At 62.8% G+C, this 14,057-nt stretch carries 17 protein-coding genes and 4 pseudogenes; 15 read left to right on the forward strand and 6 right to left on the reverse strand.

Annotated elements, in window-relative coordinates; all coding sequences use genetic code 11:
• Positions 1 to 72 precede the first annotated feature (72 nt).
• Together L0A91_RS20145 and L0A91_RS20150 are read right to left on the reverse strand one after the other, a co-directional pair.
• A complete protein-coding gene (locus L0A91_RS20145; protein WP_397333753.1) occupies positions 73 to 279 on the reverse strand; it encodes an inorganic diphosphatase in 207 nt (68 codons plus the stop codon).
• Entirely contained in the window at positions 263 to 586 is a 324-nt protein-coding gene (locus L0A91_RS20150; RefSeq protein ID WP_397333754.1) for an inorganic diphosphatase, read from the reverse strand. Before L0A91_RS20150 ends, L0A91_RS20145 begins: the two co-directional genes overlap by 17 nt.
• 153 nt (positions 587 to 739) lie before the next feature.
• Between L0A91_RS20150 and L0A91_RS15630 the strand changes: the two genes are divergently transcribed.
• From L0A91_RS15630 to L0A91_RS15675, 12 genes and pseudogenes are all read left to right on the forward strand, one after another.
• A complete protein-coding gene (locus tag L0A91_RS15630) occupies positions 740 to 2,182 on the forward strand; it encodes a D-alanyl-D-alanine carboxypeptidase/D-alanyl-D-alanine-endopeptidase (protein WP_235245239.1) in 1,443 nt (480 codons plus the stop codon).
• A 38-nt stretch (positions 2,183 to 2,220) separates the two neighbouring features.
• Positions 2,221 to 2,544, forward strand: a complete 324-nt coding sequence (locus L0A91_RS17780; RefSeq protein WP_260115245.1) for a zinc-dependent metalloprotease — start codon at positions 2,221 to 2,223, stop codon at positions 2,542 to 2,544.
• A gap of 17 nt (positions 2,545 to 2,561) precedes the next feature.
• Positions 2,562 to 2,894 carry a zinc-dependent metalloprotease gene (locus tag L0A91_RS17785; RefSeq protein ID WP_260115246.1) on the forward strand — a complete coding sequence of 111 codons (333 nt, stop codon included), beginning with the start codon at positions 2,562 to 2,564 and terminating at the stop codon, positions 2,892 to 2,894.
• On the forward strand, positions 2,872 to 3,276 hold the full coding sequence (locus L0A91_RS17790; protein ID WP_260115247.1) for a zinc-dependent metalloprotease: 405 nt from the start codon (positions 2,872 to 2,874) through the stop codon (positions 3,274 to 3,276). The genes L0A91_RS17785 and L0A91_RS17790 overlap by 23 nt, the downstream gene beginning before the upstream one ends.
• Positions 3,277 to 3,346: 70 nt before the next feature.
• Positions 3,347 to 4,275 (forward strand): annotated as a pseudogene (tilS, locus tag L0A91_RS15640) (tRNA lysidine(34) synthetase TilS).
• Positions 4,276 to 4,349: 74 nt separating this feature from the next.
• Positions 4,350 to 4,901 (forward strand): hypoxanthine phosphoribosyltransferase, encoded by a 552-nt coding sequence (gene hpt, locus L0A91_RS15645; RefSeq protein WP_235245240.1) that lies wholly within the window; start codon positions 4,350 to 4,352, stop codon positions 4,899 to 4,901.
• Positions 4,902 to 5,039: 138 nt separating this feature from the next.
• A pseudogene (gene ftsH, locus L0A91_RS15650) lies at positions 5,040 to 7,012 on the forward strand (ATP-dependent zinc metalloprotease FtsH).
• Positions 6,993 to 7,578: pseudogene (folE, locus tag L0A91_RS15655) on the forward strand (GTP cyclohydrolase I FolE). The pseudogenes ftsH and folE overlap by 20 nt, the downstream one beginning before the upstream one ends.
• A 4-nt stretch (positions 7,579 to 7,582) precedes the next feature.
• Positions 7,583 to 8,410 (forward strand): dihydropteroate synthase, encoded by an 828-nt coding sequence (gene folP, locus L0A91_RS15660; RefSeq protein ID WP_235245241.1) that lies wholly within the window; start codon positions 7,583 to 7,585, stop codon positions 8,408 to 8,410.
• Between the two features lie 6 nt (positions 8,411 to 8,416).
• The gene (gene folB, locus L0A91_RS15665) at positions 8,417 to 8,791 is read left to right on the forward strand and encodes a dihydroneopterin aldolase (protein ID WP_235245242.1); all 375 of its coding nucleotides are present in this window, start codon (positions 8,417 to 8,419) and stop codon (positions 8,789 to 8,791) included.
• Positions 8,788 to 8,931 (forward strand): hypothetical protein, encoded by a 144-nt coding sequence (locus tag L0A91_RS15670; RefSeq protein WP_235245243.1) that lies wholly within the window; start codon positions 8,788 to 8,790, stop codon positions 8,929 to 8,931. Before folB ends, L0A91_RS15670 begins: the two co-directional genes overlap by 4 nt.
• Before the next feature lie 13 nt (positions 8,932 to 8,944).
• A pseudogene (locus L0A91_RS15675) lies at positions 8,945 to 9,130 on the forward strand (2-amino-4-hydroxy-6-hydroxymethyldihydropteridine diphosphokinase); the annotation flags it as partial.
• On the opposite strand, the gene L0A91_RS15680 reads toward L0A91_RS15675, so the two are convergent.
• Complete coding sequence (locus L0A91_RS15680; RefSeq protein WP_235245244.1) at positions 9,053 to 9,298, reverse strand: hypothetical protein; 246 nt, start codon at positions 9,296 to 9,298, stop codon at positions 9,053 to 9,055. The pseudogene L0A91_RS15675 and the gene L0A91_RS15680 sit on opposite strands and share 78 nt — an antisense overlap.
• Here L0A91_RS15680 and L0A91_RS15685 point away from each other — a divergent pair.
• Positions 9,291 to 9,791 carry a DUF3180 family protein gene (locus L0A91_RS15685; protein WP_235245245.1) on the forward strand — a complete coding sequence of 167 codons (501 nt, stop codon included), beginning with the start codon at positions 9,291 to 9,293 and terminating at the stop codon, positions 9,789 to 9,791. The two genes, L0A91_RS15680 and L0A91_RS15685, sit on opposite strands and share 8 nt — an antisense overlap.
• A gap of 39 nt (positions 9,792 to 9,830) precedes the next feature.
• On the opposite strand, the gene L0A91_RS15690 is transcribed toward L0A91_RS15685, so the two are convergent.
• Genes L0A91_RS15690 through L0A91_RS15700 form a run of 3 tightly spaced genes read right to left on the reverse strand, consistent with a single transcriptional unit; the run spans position 9,831 to position 11,970 of the window.
• Positions 9,831 to 10,964 carry an NADH-quinone oxidoreductase subunit D gene (locus L0A91_RS15690; RefSeq protein WP_235246655.1) on the reverse strand — a complete coding sequence of 378 codons (1,134 nt, stop codon included), beginning with the start codon at positions 10,962 to 10,964 and terminating at the stop codon, positions 9,831 to 9,833.
• 51 nt (positions 10,965 to 11,015) lie between these two features.
• Positions 11,016 to 11,183: a hypothetical protein gene (locus L0A91_RS15695; RefSeq protein ID WP_235245246.1), complete on the reverse strand. Its 168-nt coding sequence runs from the start codon at positions 11,181 to 11,183 to the stop codon at positions 11,016 to 11,018.
• A 1-nt stretch (position 11,184) separates the two neighbouring features.
• On the reverse strand, positions 11,185 to 11,970 hold the full coding sequence (locus tag L0A91_RS15700; protein ID WP_235245247.1) for an SAM-dependent methyltransferase: 786 nt from the start codon (positions 11,968 to 11,970) through the stop codon (positions 11,185 to 11,187).
• A 25-nt stretch (positions 11,971 to 11,995) separates the two neighbouring features.
• On the opposite strand from L0A91_RS15700, the gene L0A91_RS15705 reads away from it, so the two are divergent.
• Both L0A91_RS15705 and L0A91_RS15710 read left to right on the forward strand, forming a co-directional pair.
• Positions 11,996 to 13,096 carry a calcium/sodium antiporter gene (locus tag L0A91_RS15705; protein ID WP_235245248.1) on the forward strand — a complete coding sequence of 367 codons (1,101 nt, stop codon included), beginning with the start codon at positions 11,996 to 11,998 and terminating at the stop codon, positions 13,094 to 13,096.
• Complete coding sequence (locus L0A91_RS15710; RefSeq protein WP_235245249.1) at positions 13,096 to 14,019, forward strand: DNA-3-methyladenine glycosylase; 924 nt, start codon at positions 13,096 to 13,098, stop codon at positions 14,017 to 14,019. The genes L0A91_RS15705 and L0A91_RS15710 overlap by 1 nt, the downstream gene beginning before the upstream one ends.
• The last annotated feature ends 38 nt before the right edge of the window (positions 14,020 to 14,057 follow it).

Genomic DNA, 14,057 nt, shown 5'->3' on the forward strand with positions numbered 1-14,057 from the left:
GTGACGTTTAAACGTCAACGACCGCCAGATCTCATGAGGTATGGCGGTCGTTGACTGTGCTTAAGGTGCAGTTCAGTGCGTGGGGCCGTCCCAGCGAAGGGTGCTGACGCCGTTTTCCTTGGCGCGCACAACTGCTTCGTTGTAGACCTTCTCAGCTGCCTCGCGGCCGCCCCAATCGGCACCGGTGACTTCCTTGCCCGGCTCCAAGTCCTTGTAGCGCTCAAAGAAGTGCTGGATCTCCTGCTTGGCAAACTCGCCCAGGTCAGCAACGTCCTGCACGTGCTCCTTGCGCGGGTCGTTGGGGACACACCAGCTTGTCGTCGCCCCCGGCCTCGTCGGTCATGTGGAAGATCGCCACCGGACGGGCCGACACCACGCAGCCGGGGACAGTCGGCTCATCGAGCAGGACCAAGGCGTCCAACGGGTCGCCGTCTTCGCCCAAGGTGTCTTCGATGTAGCCGTAGTCGGCCGGGTAGTGCATGGGCGTGAAGAGGAGACGGTCGAGGCGGATGCGACCGGTCTCGTGGTCAACCTCGTACTTGTTACGGCTTCCCCGCGGGATTTCTACCGTGACGTCGAAGAACATAGAGACTTGGTCCCTTCATGAGTGGATGCTGACAGTCAAACGTTTCCCAGCAGAATCTCACACTTCGCCCTCTGTCGGGCCCGCGCCTAGAGTGGTTGCCAGATCGACGAGGACAATTCATCAGGAGGCCAGATGGCACGGGGGAGACGGGGTATGCCGGGCGTCGCCTTGGCTGCCCTCGCGGCCGGCGTGCTTTGTGCCCCAATGGCAGTTGCGCAGACCAACGTCGAGGGTGACGGCGACGTCTTAGCGGCACAGGCTGCCATTCGCCCTACGGTGACTGAGCCGGTGGCTGAGCCAGGCCTCGCAGCGTTGACCGAGGGCACTGCAGTCGATCCCTTAGCGCTAGAGCCAATCGTGTCCGCCGGGTGGAGTGACGATGCGCTCGGCGACGTGAGCGACCGAGCCCTGACGATCCGCGATGTCGAGAGCGGCGAGGCCCTCTATGACATCCGCGCCAACAAATCACTGACACCTGCTTCGACGACCAAGTTGCTGACCGCTGCCGCTGTCGTGACGCAATTCGATCCGCTGGAGACGCTAAAGACGTCTGTTGTCTTGGTGCCTCAAGAGGGTGCTGGCGGTGACTCTGAGAGCGCGACAGCAACCGCGTCCCCCAGCGCGACGATCGCGTTGGTCGCTGGCGGAGACATGCTCCTGAGCGCGGGCAACGGCAACGCCAACAACGTCGTGGGGCACGCTGGCATCACCGATCTAGCCAGGCAGACGGCTGCGGCCCTTGAGATGCAGGGCATTGCTGGCCCCATCACGATCTCACTAGACACCTCGTATGCCTCTGGCGCATCGACCGTCCCAGCGTGGACTGACTATTGGGTCACCAACGGCTTTGCTGGGCGCATCACCATGCTGGGTTTTGCTGACGATCGTGCCCTGCCGTTTGACCCATCCCCACGAGATCCCGCGATGGTTGTGGCCGAAGCGTTCGTGCAGACGCTGAGCGACGAAGGGGTCGATGTCGTCTCAGGCGATATCGAGCGCGCCGAAGCCCCGGGTGATGCTGGCCAAATCGCGATGGTTGAGTCGGCGCCACTTGCCGAGGTGTTGGGTGTTGGCCTACGCACCAGCGATAACGCGATGCTCGAGCAACTGGCCCGGCAGGCCACCGTCAGGGCAGGTGAGTCAGGCGAGCAAGAGTCCGTCAACGCGTGGGTCACCAGCCAAATCAAAGACGTCTATGGCGTCGACACCACCGGTGTGCAGTTGTCCGACACTTCTGGCCTGTCGGATGGCACCACCATCCCCGTGCGAGTTCTCGGCGATCTGCTCGTTCACGGGGCAAGTGGGCAGCACCCCGCCTTCCAGGACGCACTGGATGAGTTGCCGATTGCTGGCCTCAACGGCACCCTCTTTGACCGCTTCTTGACCGATGCAGCCACTGAGGGCAAAGGCGTCATCCGAGCCAAGACGGGATCGCTGCCAGAGGTGACAGCACTGGCTGGCTACATCGTCACCGATGATGGTCGGCTGCTGGCGTTCGCGCTGACCGATAACGATGTAGGCATCGGTGGCGACTTCCTCAATGCGCGGGCTCAGATTGACTCGATTTTGGCCGACGTCGCCGATTGCGGTTGTTGAGCCGGGTTACGTTGGAGACATGACTGCCATCGCTGGGCGTGACTACGTCAACTGGAGTTTTGCTGCATCCGCTGCCACAAAATGGTGCCGGCCGGCCCAAAGCATCACGGGTGCAGGTCAAGGACGTGGTGTCGGAGTTGCGGCGAGCAACACAGTTGGCGATCGACCCCGTTGCCGAAACCAGCGGCCTGCAAGCGCCGCCAGGTGCAGCGCCACCGCTGGTCGTCGACCGTGCGGGCTGGATCTCAGCCAATGTTGAGTCAGCGCGCGGCATGCTGGGGCCGTCCTCGACGCGGCGGTCGACCGTGAGCGCGACAAGCGCCTGGAGTCAGGCAAAGACCTCGGCGCACCGAGCGATTTAGCCAACCGAGTCGGGGTGGTGACCGGGGGTGAAGTCGCTGGCCTCTTCGCCTTTGTCAGCACCAAGGTCTTGGGTCAATACGACCTAGCACCGCAAGGCACGCCTCGCTTGTTGCTCGTGGCGCCCAACATCTTGTCGGCTGAGCGCGAGTTGGAGGTCAACCCGAGTGACTTCCGCCTCTGGGTGTGCCTGCACGAAGAAACTCACCGAGTGCAATTCACCGCCGTCCCCTGGTTGCGCGAGCACCTCATCGAGAGCGCGCAAAGCCTCGGGCAAGGCATGGTCGGCGGCGCAGACACCGCGCAAAAGTTAAGCCTTTGCCCAAGGGTTGCCGGGCGTCATTCGCGGTGAAGTCGACATCACCACGTTGTTGGCCGATGACGAGCAACGCGAGCAAATCGCCAAGGTCACCGCCATCATGTCGCTGCTCGAAGGGCACGCTGATGTCGTAATGGACGAAGTTGGCCCGGCCGTGATCCCCAGCGTTGACCAGATCCGCAAACGGTTCAATGAGCGACGCAAGGGCGCCGGCAGCATCGACGTCATCTTGCGGCGCTTGCTAGGCCTCGACGCCAAGATGAAGCAATACCGCGACGGTGCCGTCTTTGTGCGTGCCGTCGTCGACCAGATTGGCCGCGACGACTTCAACACCATCTGGACATCACCGCAGACCCTTCCGCTCCCCAGCGAAATCAGTGATCCGGCAGCCTGGGTGCGCCGGGTCCACGGGTAGCGTGGTTGGTCCGCCTGCGGCTGTCGCAGCAGTGCGCCTCGCGGTGCGACAGGCGCTCGCAGACGCAGGTGTGCGCGATCAAAGGGTTGTCGTTGCCTGCAGCGGCGGAGCCGACTCGTTGGCGCTCGCAGCGGGCGTAGCCCACGAAATGTCGAGAGGTCCTGGTCAAGCTTTTGCACTGATCGTTGACCATGGCTTACAAGATGGCTCGGCCCAGGTTGTGCAACAGGCTGCGCGTCAATGTGTTGACCTTGGCATCGAGCAGACGCACATCGCGTCCGTCACCGTCGAGCTCACCGAAGCCGGGTTGAAGCCGATGCTCGGGCCGCGAGGTATGCGGCGTTGGCTCGCTATGCCGCAGACATCGGGGCATCGGCAGTGTTGGTTGGCCACACCCAAGACGATCAAGCCGAGAGTGTGCTGCTCGGTCTGGCCCGCGGATCCGGGGCCAACGCACTAGCTGGAATGCCAGCTGCACGGAATCTCATGCCCGATGACCCAGCCGGCCCGCAGTTGCTGCGACCGCTGTTGTCTGTCCCCAAGTCCATAACGGTGCAGTGCTGCGACGACCTGGGCATCACCGCGTGGCAAGACCCGCACAACGCCGACCAACGATTCGCCCGAGTGCGGGCACGCGAAGCGATCGTCACGTTGGACGCTCAGCTTGGCCCCGGCATCAGCGCGGCGCTGGCGCGTAGCGCCTCGTTGCTGCGCACCGACACTGAAGCGTTGGACGGGTGGGCCGAGACGGCATACGCAGAGTTGGGGGAGCAGCCCTGGGATGTCACAGACCTGCTGGCCCTCCCGGCTGCCGTCAGGATACGGTGTTGGCAGCGAGCTGCCCATGCGATCGGCAGCGCACCGGGAGCGTTGACCTCGACCCATTTGGGCGAAATCGACCGGTTGCTGGTTGACTGGCATGGTCAAGGACCCATCAATCTGCCTGGAGGCGTCCAAGCGCAGCGCAAGCACTCTGCTGTGTGGCTGGAAGCCCCTTAACCTCGTGACCCGAGCGTGTTCTTTCGCTCACGCACCACGCCACCCCTGCAATCGCTCACAGCTTTGGAGTAGTCATGGACGCACAGCACATGGGAGCCGACCTCGAGCGGGTTCTCCTGACCGAGGATGAGATTCAGGGACGCCTCAAAGAGTTGGGCCAAGACATCTGGGCAGACTATGCAGACAAGAACGTCTTGCTTGTTGGCGTCCTGAAGGGCGCCGTCGTCGTGATGGCGGACCTGATGCGATCGCTGCCGGGATCGGCAGAGATGGACTGGATGGCGGTCTCTTCGTATGGCTCGGGCACCAAGTCCTCCGGTGTGGTGCGCATCCTGAAGGACCTTGACACTGACATCGGTGGACGGCACGTCCTGATCGTCGAAGACATCATCGACTCTGGCCTGACCCTGAGCTGGATCCGCACCAACCTCTTGTCCCGCAACCCCGCGTCCGTCGAGATTTGCACCCTGCTGCGCAAGCCCGAAGCAGCCAAGGTCGAGATCGATGTTAAGTACGTCGGTTTCGACATTGAAAACGAGTTTGTCGTGGGCTACGGCCTGGACTTTGCCGAGGCATACCGCAACCTGCGGGTCATCGGCATTCTCGCCCCGCACATGTATGAGTGATCCTCTGGAACACTAGGACGCTGCGACACGTTGACGACAGGAGACTTCCCCTGTCATTTCGAGCAAAAGGAGCGGGGCCCTGCCCCGAGAGCGAATGAGCAAAAGAAGAAGCAGCCGCGCACTAAGCCCTGGGTCTGGATCGTCTTGATCGTGGGCCTGGGCTTCCTCTGGTTCACAGTGCTGCAGCCGAGTGAATACACCCGCGTTGACACCTCCGAAGTGATGACACTGATCAACGATGGTGACGTTGCTTCGGCTGAGGTGACCCCCAACCGGGTCGACTTGACGCTGACCAGTGCCTATAGCCCGAATGATGGCAGCGACGCCACTGAAAAGGTGCAGGCCTTCTACGTCGAGTCGCGTGGCGAGAGTGTTGTTACCGCGCTGAGCGACAACGTGCCGGCCGATGGCGTCAACGACGACCCGGCTCAGCAAAACTGGTTCGTTTCCTTGCTGATCACCGTTGTCCCACTACTGCTGATCTTGGGTCTCTTCCTCTTCTTGATGACGCGTATGCAGGGTGGCGGCCGTGGCGTCATGCAGTTCGGCAAGTCGAAGGCCAAGTTGGCAGCGCCTGACCGACCCAAGGTGACGTTTGCCGACGTCGCCGGTAGCGATGAGGCTGTCGAAGAGCTCGCCGAGATCAAGGACTTCCTGGCTGCGCCTCGTAAATTCCAGGATGTCGGCGCCAAGATCCCCAAGGGTGTCTTGCTCTACGGCCCTCCCGGGACAGGTAAAACTCTGCTCGCTCGCGCTGTCGCAGGTGAAGCCGGCGTGCCGTTCTACAGCATCTCCGGTTCTGACTTCGTTGAGATGTTCGTTGGTGTCGGTGCCTCCCGTGTGCGTGACCTGTTTGAGCAGGCCAAGGAAAACTCACCGGCCATCATCTTTGTTGACGAGATCGACGCTGTTGGTCGTCACCGTGGCGCTGGCCTCGGCGGTGGGCACGATGAGCGTGAGCAGACACTGAACCAGTTGCTGGTTGAGATGGACGGCTTCGACTCCACCACCAACGTCATCTTGATTGCTGCGACAAACCGCCCCGACATTCTTGACCCGGCTTTGCTGCGTCCAGGTCGTTTTGACCGCCAGATCGCTGTTGAAGCGCCCGGCATGGAGGGCCGCTTGCACATTTTGCAGGTGCACGCCAAGGGCAAGCCGGTTGCTGACGATGTTGACCTCGCAACCGTCGCTCGCCGCACGCCTGGCTTCTCCGGTGCTGACCTGGCCAACGTGCTAAACGAGGCTGCCTTGCTGGCTGCCCGTCAAGACGCCAAGATCATCACGGACAAGCACCTTGATGAGGCCATCGACCGCAGCATTGCGGGCCCGCAGAAGCGGACCCGAGTGATGAGCGAAAAGGAACGCAAGGTCACCGCCTACCACGAGGGTGGACACGCACTGGTGGCTGCGGCCATGAACAACACTGACCCGGTCAGCAAGATCACGATCCTGCCGCGGGGCCGCGCATTGGGCTACACCATGGTGTTGCCACTGGATGACAAGTACTCCACGACGCGTAACGAGTTGCTTGACCAGTTGGCCTACGCCCTGGGTGGCCGCGTCGCCGAAGAGATCATCTTTCACGACCCGACCACCGGCGCCTCGAACGACATCGAAAAGGCCACTGGGATGGCCCGCAAGATGGTCACCGAATACGGCATGAGTGAGCGCGTCGGCGCCATCAAGTTGGGCTCAGGATCGGGTGAAGTCTTTTGGGCCGCGACATGGGTCACGAGCGCGAATACTCCGAAAACCTCGCAAGCCTGGTTGACCAAGAGGTGCGTAGGTTCATTGAGGCCGCTCACGACGAGGCCTGGCACGCACTCAACGACAACCGTGACTTGCTCGACAAGTTGGTGCTGGAGTTGATGGAAAAGGAGACATTAAACGCCGAAGAGTTGGCGGTCATGTTTGCTGATGTCATCAAGCGTCCTCGTCGTCCGATCTGGCTGTCCAACGATGCCCGCACCGTGCATGAACGCGGACCGGTTTTGACGCCCGCAGAGGTGCGCGCACAGTCCAATGGCCACCAGGTCTCGGAGGGCATGCCCTCCACGTCATGGCAGAACACCAGCGAGGGTGGCACGAATGAGTTCGGACAAGCCTGACTTCGATCAGCCTCGCATCGAGGCTGCGGTCCGCGAGATCCTCTTCGCCATTGGTGAAGACCCGGACCGAGATGGCTTGCAGGACACTCCCGCCCGCGTGGGGCGCGCATACGCTGAGATCTTTGCTGGTCTTTCCAAAGACCCATCAAAGGTTTTGAGCACCACTTTGACGTGGATCACGACGAAATGGTCTTGGTTAAAGACATCGAGTTGTACAGCGTGTGCGAGCACCACCTGGTGCCTTTCCACGGCGTCGCGCACGTGGGCTACATCCCTGGCGATGATGGCAAAGTGACCGGGCTCTCAAGCTCGCACGCCTCGTCGATATCTTTGCCCGCCGCCCTCAAGTCCAAGAGCGGCTCACCACCGAGATCGCCGACGCAATTGAGGCAGAGTTGGACCCCAAGGGTGTCATCGTCGTGGTCGAGGCAGAGCACCTGTGTATGTCGATGCGCGGCATTCGCAAGGCCAGGGCGCGCACCTTGACCTCGGCAGTGCGTGGCCAATTGCGGGACACGGCCACTCGCGCCGAGGCGATGAGCCTCATCCTTGCCCCGCGGCGGTGATCTAGTGTCGGCGACTCGCGAGCCCACGCAGATTATGGGCATCGTGAACGTCACTCCTGACTCCTTTAGCGATGGCGGCGACTGGATTGACCCGGATGCCGCCGTTGCGCATGGTCTCGAACTGGTCAGCCAAGGGGCGCGGTTTGTGGACGTGGGCGGTGAATCGACTCGGCCAGGTGCGGGACGAGTCGAGCCTGCAGAAGAGTTAAACCGGGTGCTGCCGGTCGTCGCTGGGCTGGCCCAAGAAGGCGTCACTGTGTCGATTGACACGATGAAGTCCGACGTTGCTCGTCGCTGCATCGATGCGGGCGCCACCCTGGTCAACGATGTGTCAGGTGGACTGGCTGACCCGCAGATGCCTGCGCTGATAGCCGAGCGTCAGTTGCCTTTTGTGGCGATGCATTGGCGCGGCCACTCAGATGTGATGAACGATCTGGCTCACTACGACAACATTGTCGATGAGGTCCTGGCTGCCCTGCAGTCGCGAGTCGAGGCCTTAACCACTGCTGGGGTCCAGCGCGAACAGATCATCCTGGACCCTGGGTTTGGTTTCGCTAAAGACGCTGAGCACAACTGGACGCTGTTGGCTGGTCTGCCGCAGATCACCGCGCTGGGCCTCCGCGTTTTGGTGGGGACGTCCCGCAAGCGGTTCTTGGGCCAATTGCCTAGCCGACCCGGTGCAGATCTCGACCCGGACGCCGCGCCGTCGGCAACCAACGCGCGCGACATCGCGACGGCAGCAACGAGCCTGCTGGCCGCGCAAGCCGGGCCTGGGCCGTGCGCGTGCACGATGTCCCGGCCACTCAAAACACCCTTGCCGTTTGGGAGATGACAAACAGTGGTTGACGCGATCTGGCTGCGCGGGGTGAAGGCCTACGGCCATCACGGTGTCCTTGACTTCGAAAAGGAGCAGGGACAGGACTTCATCGTCGACATTGATCTCGACGTCGATCTGAGTAGTGCAGCTGCCACCGACGACCTCAGCCACACCGTGAACTATGCCGAAGTGGCTGCGGTCGCTGTTCAGGTCATCGAGGGCCCCTCATTTGACCTGATCGAGGCCGTCGCTGGCAAGATCGGCGATCAAGTGCTGGCAGCCCAACCCTGGTGCAGTCGATCGCGGTCACCGTGCACAAGCCGCAAGCGCCAGTCGGCGTCCCCTTCACCGATGTTGCCGTGGCCCTCACGCGTCGACGCGACGTGCCCGTCGTGATCGCGCTGGGCGCCAACCTCGAAGACCCGAGGAAGGCAGTGGTGCGCGCGGTCCAGCACCTGCGCCGCATACGGGGGTATGGGGTGTGCGGGCTTCGGGATTGTTCAGCACTGACCCCGTGGGCGGCCCGAGCAGCCTGACTACGTCAACGCGGTGGCCACAGCCCACACCAGCTTGACTGCGGCAAACCTCCTGGCCCGGTTGCACGCTATTGAGGCAGAGTTTGGCCGCACTCGGGAAGTCCGGTGGGGTGCCCGCACTCTAGACCTCGACCTTATTCAGCACGGCGATCCGCTGACCGGCAACGACCTGGTCAGTGACGATCCCAGCCTGACTTTGCCCCATCCTCGCGCCCACGAGCGTGGCTTTGTGCTGATCCCCTGGCTCGACGTTGACCCAGCCGCTGCGCTGCGCGTCGGTGAGGCTGTGGTGCCAGTGGCTGAGTTGGCCGAGCAGGCTGATGCCGACGGCGTCCGGGCCTTGCCAAGCCGGAGCTCCGATGAGCAACGAAGAGCCCGAAGACTCCGCCATCACCATCCGCGGTGCGCTGCTGATCGGCTTCGCCGCACTCGTCTTGGGTGGACTCGGTATGCGCTGGGCACGCACCAGCATCGAGTTGCCGGTGGTGCCCTGGATCAGTGTTGTGCCGCTGCTGCTCTTAGCTGTCCTGGTGCTCTACAGCGGTTGGCAGATCCGTGGCTACACCAAGGGCAAGGCCACCACGATGCCGACGCCGCAGCGCGCGCGAGGTTCGTTGGTGGCAGCCCAAGCGGCCGCGCTCGGCGGAGCCACGTTGGTTGGCCTCTATCTCTCCTACATCGCTTTGCACCTGGCGAACGTCGACGTGCCTTCGGTGCAGATGTTGATCCTGCGGGCGGGCCTGGCTGCTCTGGCGGCCCTGGCCGTCAGCGTCAGTGGCTTCGTCGCCCAAGAGTGGTGCCGGGTGCCGCCAGATGATGACGACGACGACCCCAGGCTCCGCTTCTTAGAGCGAGGCTGAGCGATAGACCATGCTCTCGCAGTCAATCAGATGCGAGACCTACTTATCGACATCCCCAACGACGAAGAACATCGAGCCCAATATCGCGACCATGTCGGCCACGACCGTGCCTGGCAGCAACTCAGTCAGGACCTGCACATTGTTAAACGAAGCAGAGCGAAGTTTGAGCCGCCAGGGCACTTTCTCGCCGCGACTGACGAGGTAGTAGCCGTTGAAACCCAGAGGATTCTCGGTGGCGAAGTAGTGACTGCCAGCGGGCACCTTGACGATCTTGGGCAGTCGCACGTTGATCGGCCCCTCGGGCAGCGAGCGCAGCTTTTCCGTGCAGGCAGTGACTAGATCCAGACTCACCTGCACCTGCTCCAGCAGCACTTCGAGTCGGGCATGAGCATCCCCCGCTGTGCGCGTCACGACACGTCCGGGGCCGCCAGGGGCAAAGAGTTCGCCATAGGCCAGATAGGGCTCATCTCGGCGCAAGTCCAGATCTACACCGCTAGCCCGAGCGATTGGCCCGCTGACGCCATACGCCCGCGCCGTGTCTTTGCTCAAGACGCCAACGCCAACGGTGCGAGCACGCAAGATCTCATTGCTGACCAACAGCGATTCCAGATCTGGAAGTCGCCCCCGCACCTGTGCCACGGCATCGTCGACACGATCCAGCCAGCCCGGCGGAAGGTCATGCCGCAGGCCACCTATCTGCGCGATCATGTAGTGCATACGGCCGCCGGAGATTTCTTCCATCACGGTTTGCAACTGCTCGCGCTCGCGGAACGCATAAAAGATCGGCGTGATCGCGCCAAGTTCGAGTGGGTAGGAGCCCAGAAACATCAGGTGATTGAGCACCCGGTTGAGCTCGGAGAGCAGGGTCCTGGCCCAGGTGGCACGCTCGGGCACCTCAATGTCCATCAACGACTCAGCGCTCAGCGCGACGCCGATCTCATTGCTAAAGGCGGAGAGCCAGTCGTGCCGGTTGGCCAGCATCATGATCTGCCGGTAGTCGCGCACCTCAAAGAGCTTTTCGGCACCCCGGTGCATATAGCCAACGATCGGCTCAGCGGCACGAATCCGCTCGCCGTCGGCGGTGATCTTGATGCGCAGCACGCCGTGGGTCGCTGGGTGTTGCGGGCCGATGTTGAGGACCATTTCGGTGGTGCTCAGCCCGGCCGCGCCCATCGTGACATCGAGCGTCCGTTGGGGAATCTCAGCGCCGGTCACACTGCCACGTTATCGCCCCAGGCGTCGCTGAACCCACCAAAACTCGCCCAGGCCGTCAGCCGCGCGCAAGGTTGTCCAGGCGCCGTGGGTCGCCAGACCCTGCAGGTATGCCGCTGGCTGGGTGCTCGCCAGGGCGTGACTCGGGGGAGCCATCGTGGGCAAGAGGTCAGCCAACATGTCACGTTGCTGCGATCGAACGTCCGCAGCGAGGGAGTCGACAGCCACATGCGCGGTGATGTCGGTGCTGCCATCGAGCAGGAGTGACCGCCCGGCCGCAGTGAAAACCGATGAGCGTCCCACCCACTGGACGCTCGGCATACTCATGGCCGTAGTCGATGGACACGGCAAGCCCATTGCTGATGCCAGCGCAGAGCCCGTCCCAAGCCTGGTCGCGGGCAGAACCGACTTCTGCGCGCTCGACCGCTGAGGAGACCCACTCAGTTAGCCAGTCCAGGTTGGCGCCCGTGACTAGTCCGCCGAGCGATTCAGCCCCAGCGCTATTGACGAGGACGAGTCGCCAGGAGCCGTCCTGGTCGCGCTGGGCCACCGGGCAGGGCACCACATCGAGCCACTCGTGCGCAACAACAAGGCAATCGTGCAGTCCCTCCCATTCCGACGGCAGCATGGCGCCACCATCTGCTCGCCACCATCCAATATTGGCTGGTAGTGAAGTGGGGCGCTCGGTGATATCGACGGCAACACAGTGCTTGCTCGAGTCGTGGGCAGCGATGGCGGCGATCAACGCGCCTCCACCAGCAGCAAAATCGACGATGGTGCTCAGGTGGTGGCGGTCCGCGAGGTTAATCAGCGCTTGAGCCAAGATCGGCGTCGCGTGGGGGATGCCGACGGCTGAAGTTGTGAAGTGACCAGCGGGGCCCTCGGGGCGACGATAGAAGCCTTGAGAGCCGTAAAGCGCGGCGTGCCAGGCGTCATGCCACGGCACTGAGTCTGGGGAGCCTGCCACCTGGGCATCCTCTCACCGCGCCTGCTTGGCGCCCACCTACACTGAGGCAGTGATTCTTGATGGTGTCTTTGTTCTTGTCGGCCTCGTGATGTTGGTCGGCGGGGGAGAAGTCTTGGTGCGGGGTGCTTCGGCGCTCGCGATCAAGACCGGCCTCTCCCCGTTGATTGTTGGGCTCACAGTCGTCTCGGTGGCAACCTCGGCCCCCGAGTTGGCGGTTACCACCGGCGCAGTGCTCAGTGGCGAAACTGATCTGGCGATTGGCAATGTCGTGGGATCAAACATTGCAAACGTTCTGCTGATCTTGGGTGTTTGCGCCGTCATCACACCGCTGCTGGTGCGGCGTCAAATGCTCAAACTCGACCTGCCGGCCTTGCTGGTGTTGACCCTGGCCCTGTTGCTCTTTGCCAACAATGGCAGGATCGGCACTGTCGAGGGCATGCTGTTGCTGGGCGTCTGGATTGCCTACATCGCCATGAGCATCCGCGCGAGCAGGGCAAAGCCAGCGGACCCCTCACAAGAGGCCGACACCAAGACAATGAAGATGCCGATCGCCGCCGGGTTTGTGTTGTTGGGCGTTGCTCTGCTGGTGGTGGGCTCGCAACTTCTAGTCGATGGAGCGGCCAGCATTGCTTCGGCCCTTGGCGTCAGTGGATTGGTGATTGGACTGACCGTCGTGGCGATCGGCACCTCGATGCCAGAGTTGGCCGCCTCTGCAATTGCTGCCATCCGTGGTCAGACCGATCTCGCGGTCGGCAACGTCGTCGGCAGTTGTCTGGCCAACATTGGTCTGGTCCTGGGTTTGCCATCGTTGCTGGCTCCCGGTGGTCTCGACGTGCCCGCGTCGGTGGGCGCCTTTGACGTGCCAGTCATGGTTGCCACGGTCGGGGGGCTCTTCATCGTGGCGTTCACCGGGGCTTGGATCGTGCGCTGGGAGGGCCTGGTGTTTGTGGCGCTCTACGTTGCCTACACCGCATACGTCGTCTTGGCCGCTACTCACCACGACGCGCTGGAAGGCTTCACCAGCACCATGGTGATCTTCGTGCTCCCCGTGCTCGGAGTCGTGTTGGCTGGGTCGTTGCTCCATGAGGTGAAGCGGCGGGCCGAGACGGCTGCTCGCGTTTCTTAGTGGCGATCACACAGCGGCATTGGGAGCTGGCCTACGAGCATCCGCTGCACGCGCCCAGCCTCTTTGGCCACTTCGCTGCCACGCTGGTCCCCGGTGTGGAGCGGTGGATTGATGGCGGCTTGATGCGCGCTTTGCAACTGGGCCGGGGCCAGGCGATTCTGCACATCACACCGGGCTACCCCTTACTCGTACGGGGCTGGTTTGCCGAAGGTGGCGACCTGAGCCTGGTGGAGCCAACCGTGCGGCGCTGGCTTGATCTGGATGCCGACTCACCGGCCATCGACGAGCGACTCGGTGCTGACCCTGACCTTGCAGCCCTCGTGACACAGCACCCCGGCGTTCGACTGCCCGGGACAGTAGATCCGGCAGAGATGGCGCTAAGGGTGGTGTTTGGGCAGCAGGTCTCCACCAAAGCGGCAGCAACGATGGCGCGAAAGTTTGTCGATGCCTGCGGGCAATCGGTGCGGGCCGAACTGCTGGCAGCCGTGCCGGAGGCGCCAGGCAGGTTGTTTCCGAGTCCGGGCTGTGTCGCCGAGCTCAGTGATGACAACTTCCCCGGTATGCCGCGCACCAGGCGAGAGACTGTGCGCCGCCTGGCGACCGCGTTGGCCGACGGGTCACTAGTGATTGATCCTGCCGCTCCGATCGAAGAAACCCGGGCCCAATTGCACTCGCTGAAAGGGGTGGGCCCGTGGACGGTCGAGATGATCGCGCTGCGTGGCTTGGGCTATCCGGACGCCTTCCCGCACGCCGATTTAGGTGTGCTGGTGGCCGCGAAAGGCGCGGGCTTACCCGACCAACCGCGAGCGCTGGCAGCACGGGGTGAGGCTTGGCGCCCATGGCGTTCGTATGCGACTCAACTGCTCTGGGCAAGCTCAGGACACGAGGCTGCCCAGATGCCCCAGGATCGGTCGGTATCCTGAGGGTGTGACTGAAACCCCGCTGCTTCCGCTGGATCAAA

The sequence above is a fragment of the Ornithinimicrobium sp. INDO-MA30-4 genome, assembly GCF_021535045.1.
In the GTDB taxonomy this organism is placed as follows: domain Bacteria; phylum Actinomycetota; class Actinomycetes; order Actinomycetales; family Dermatophilaceae; genus Ornithinicoccus.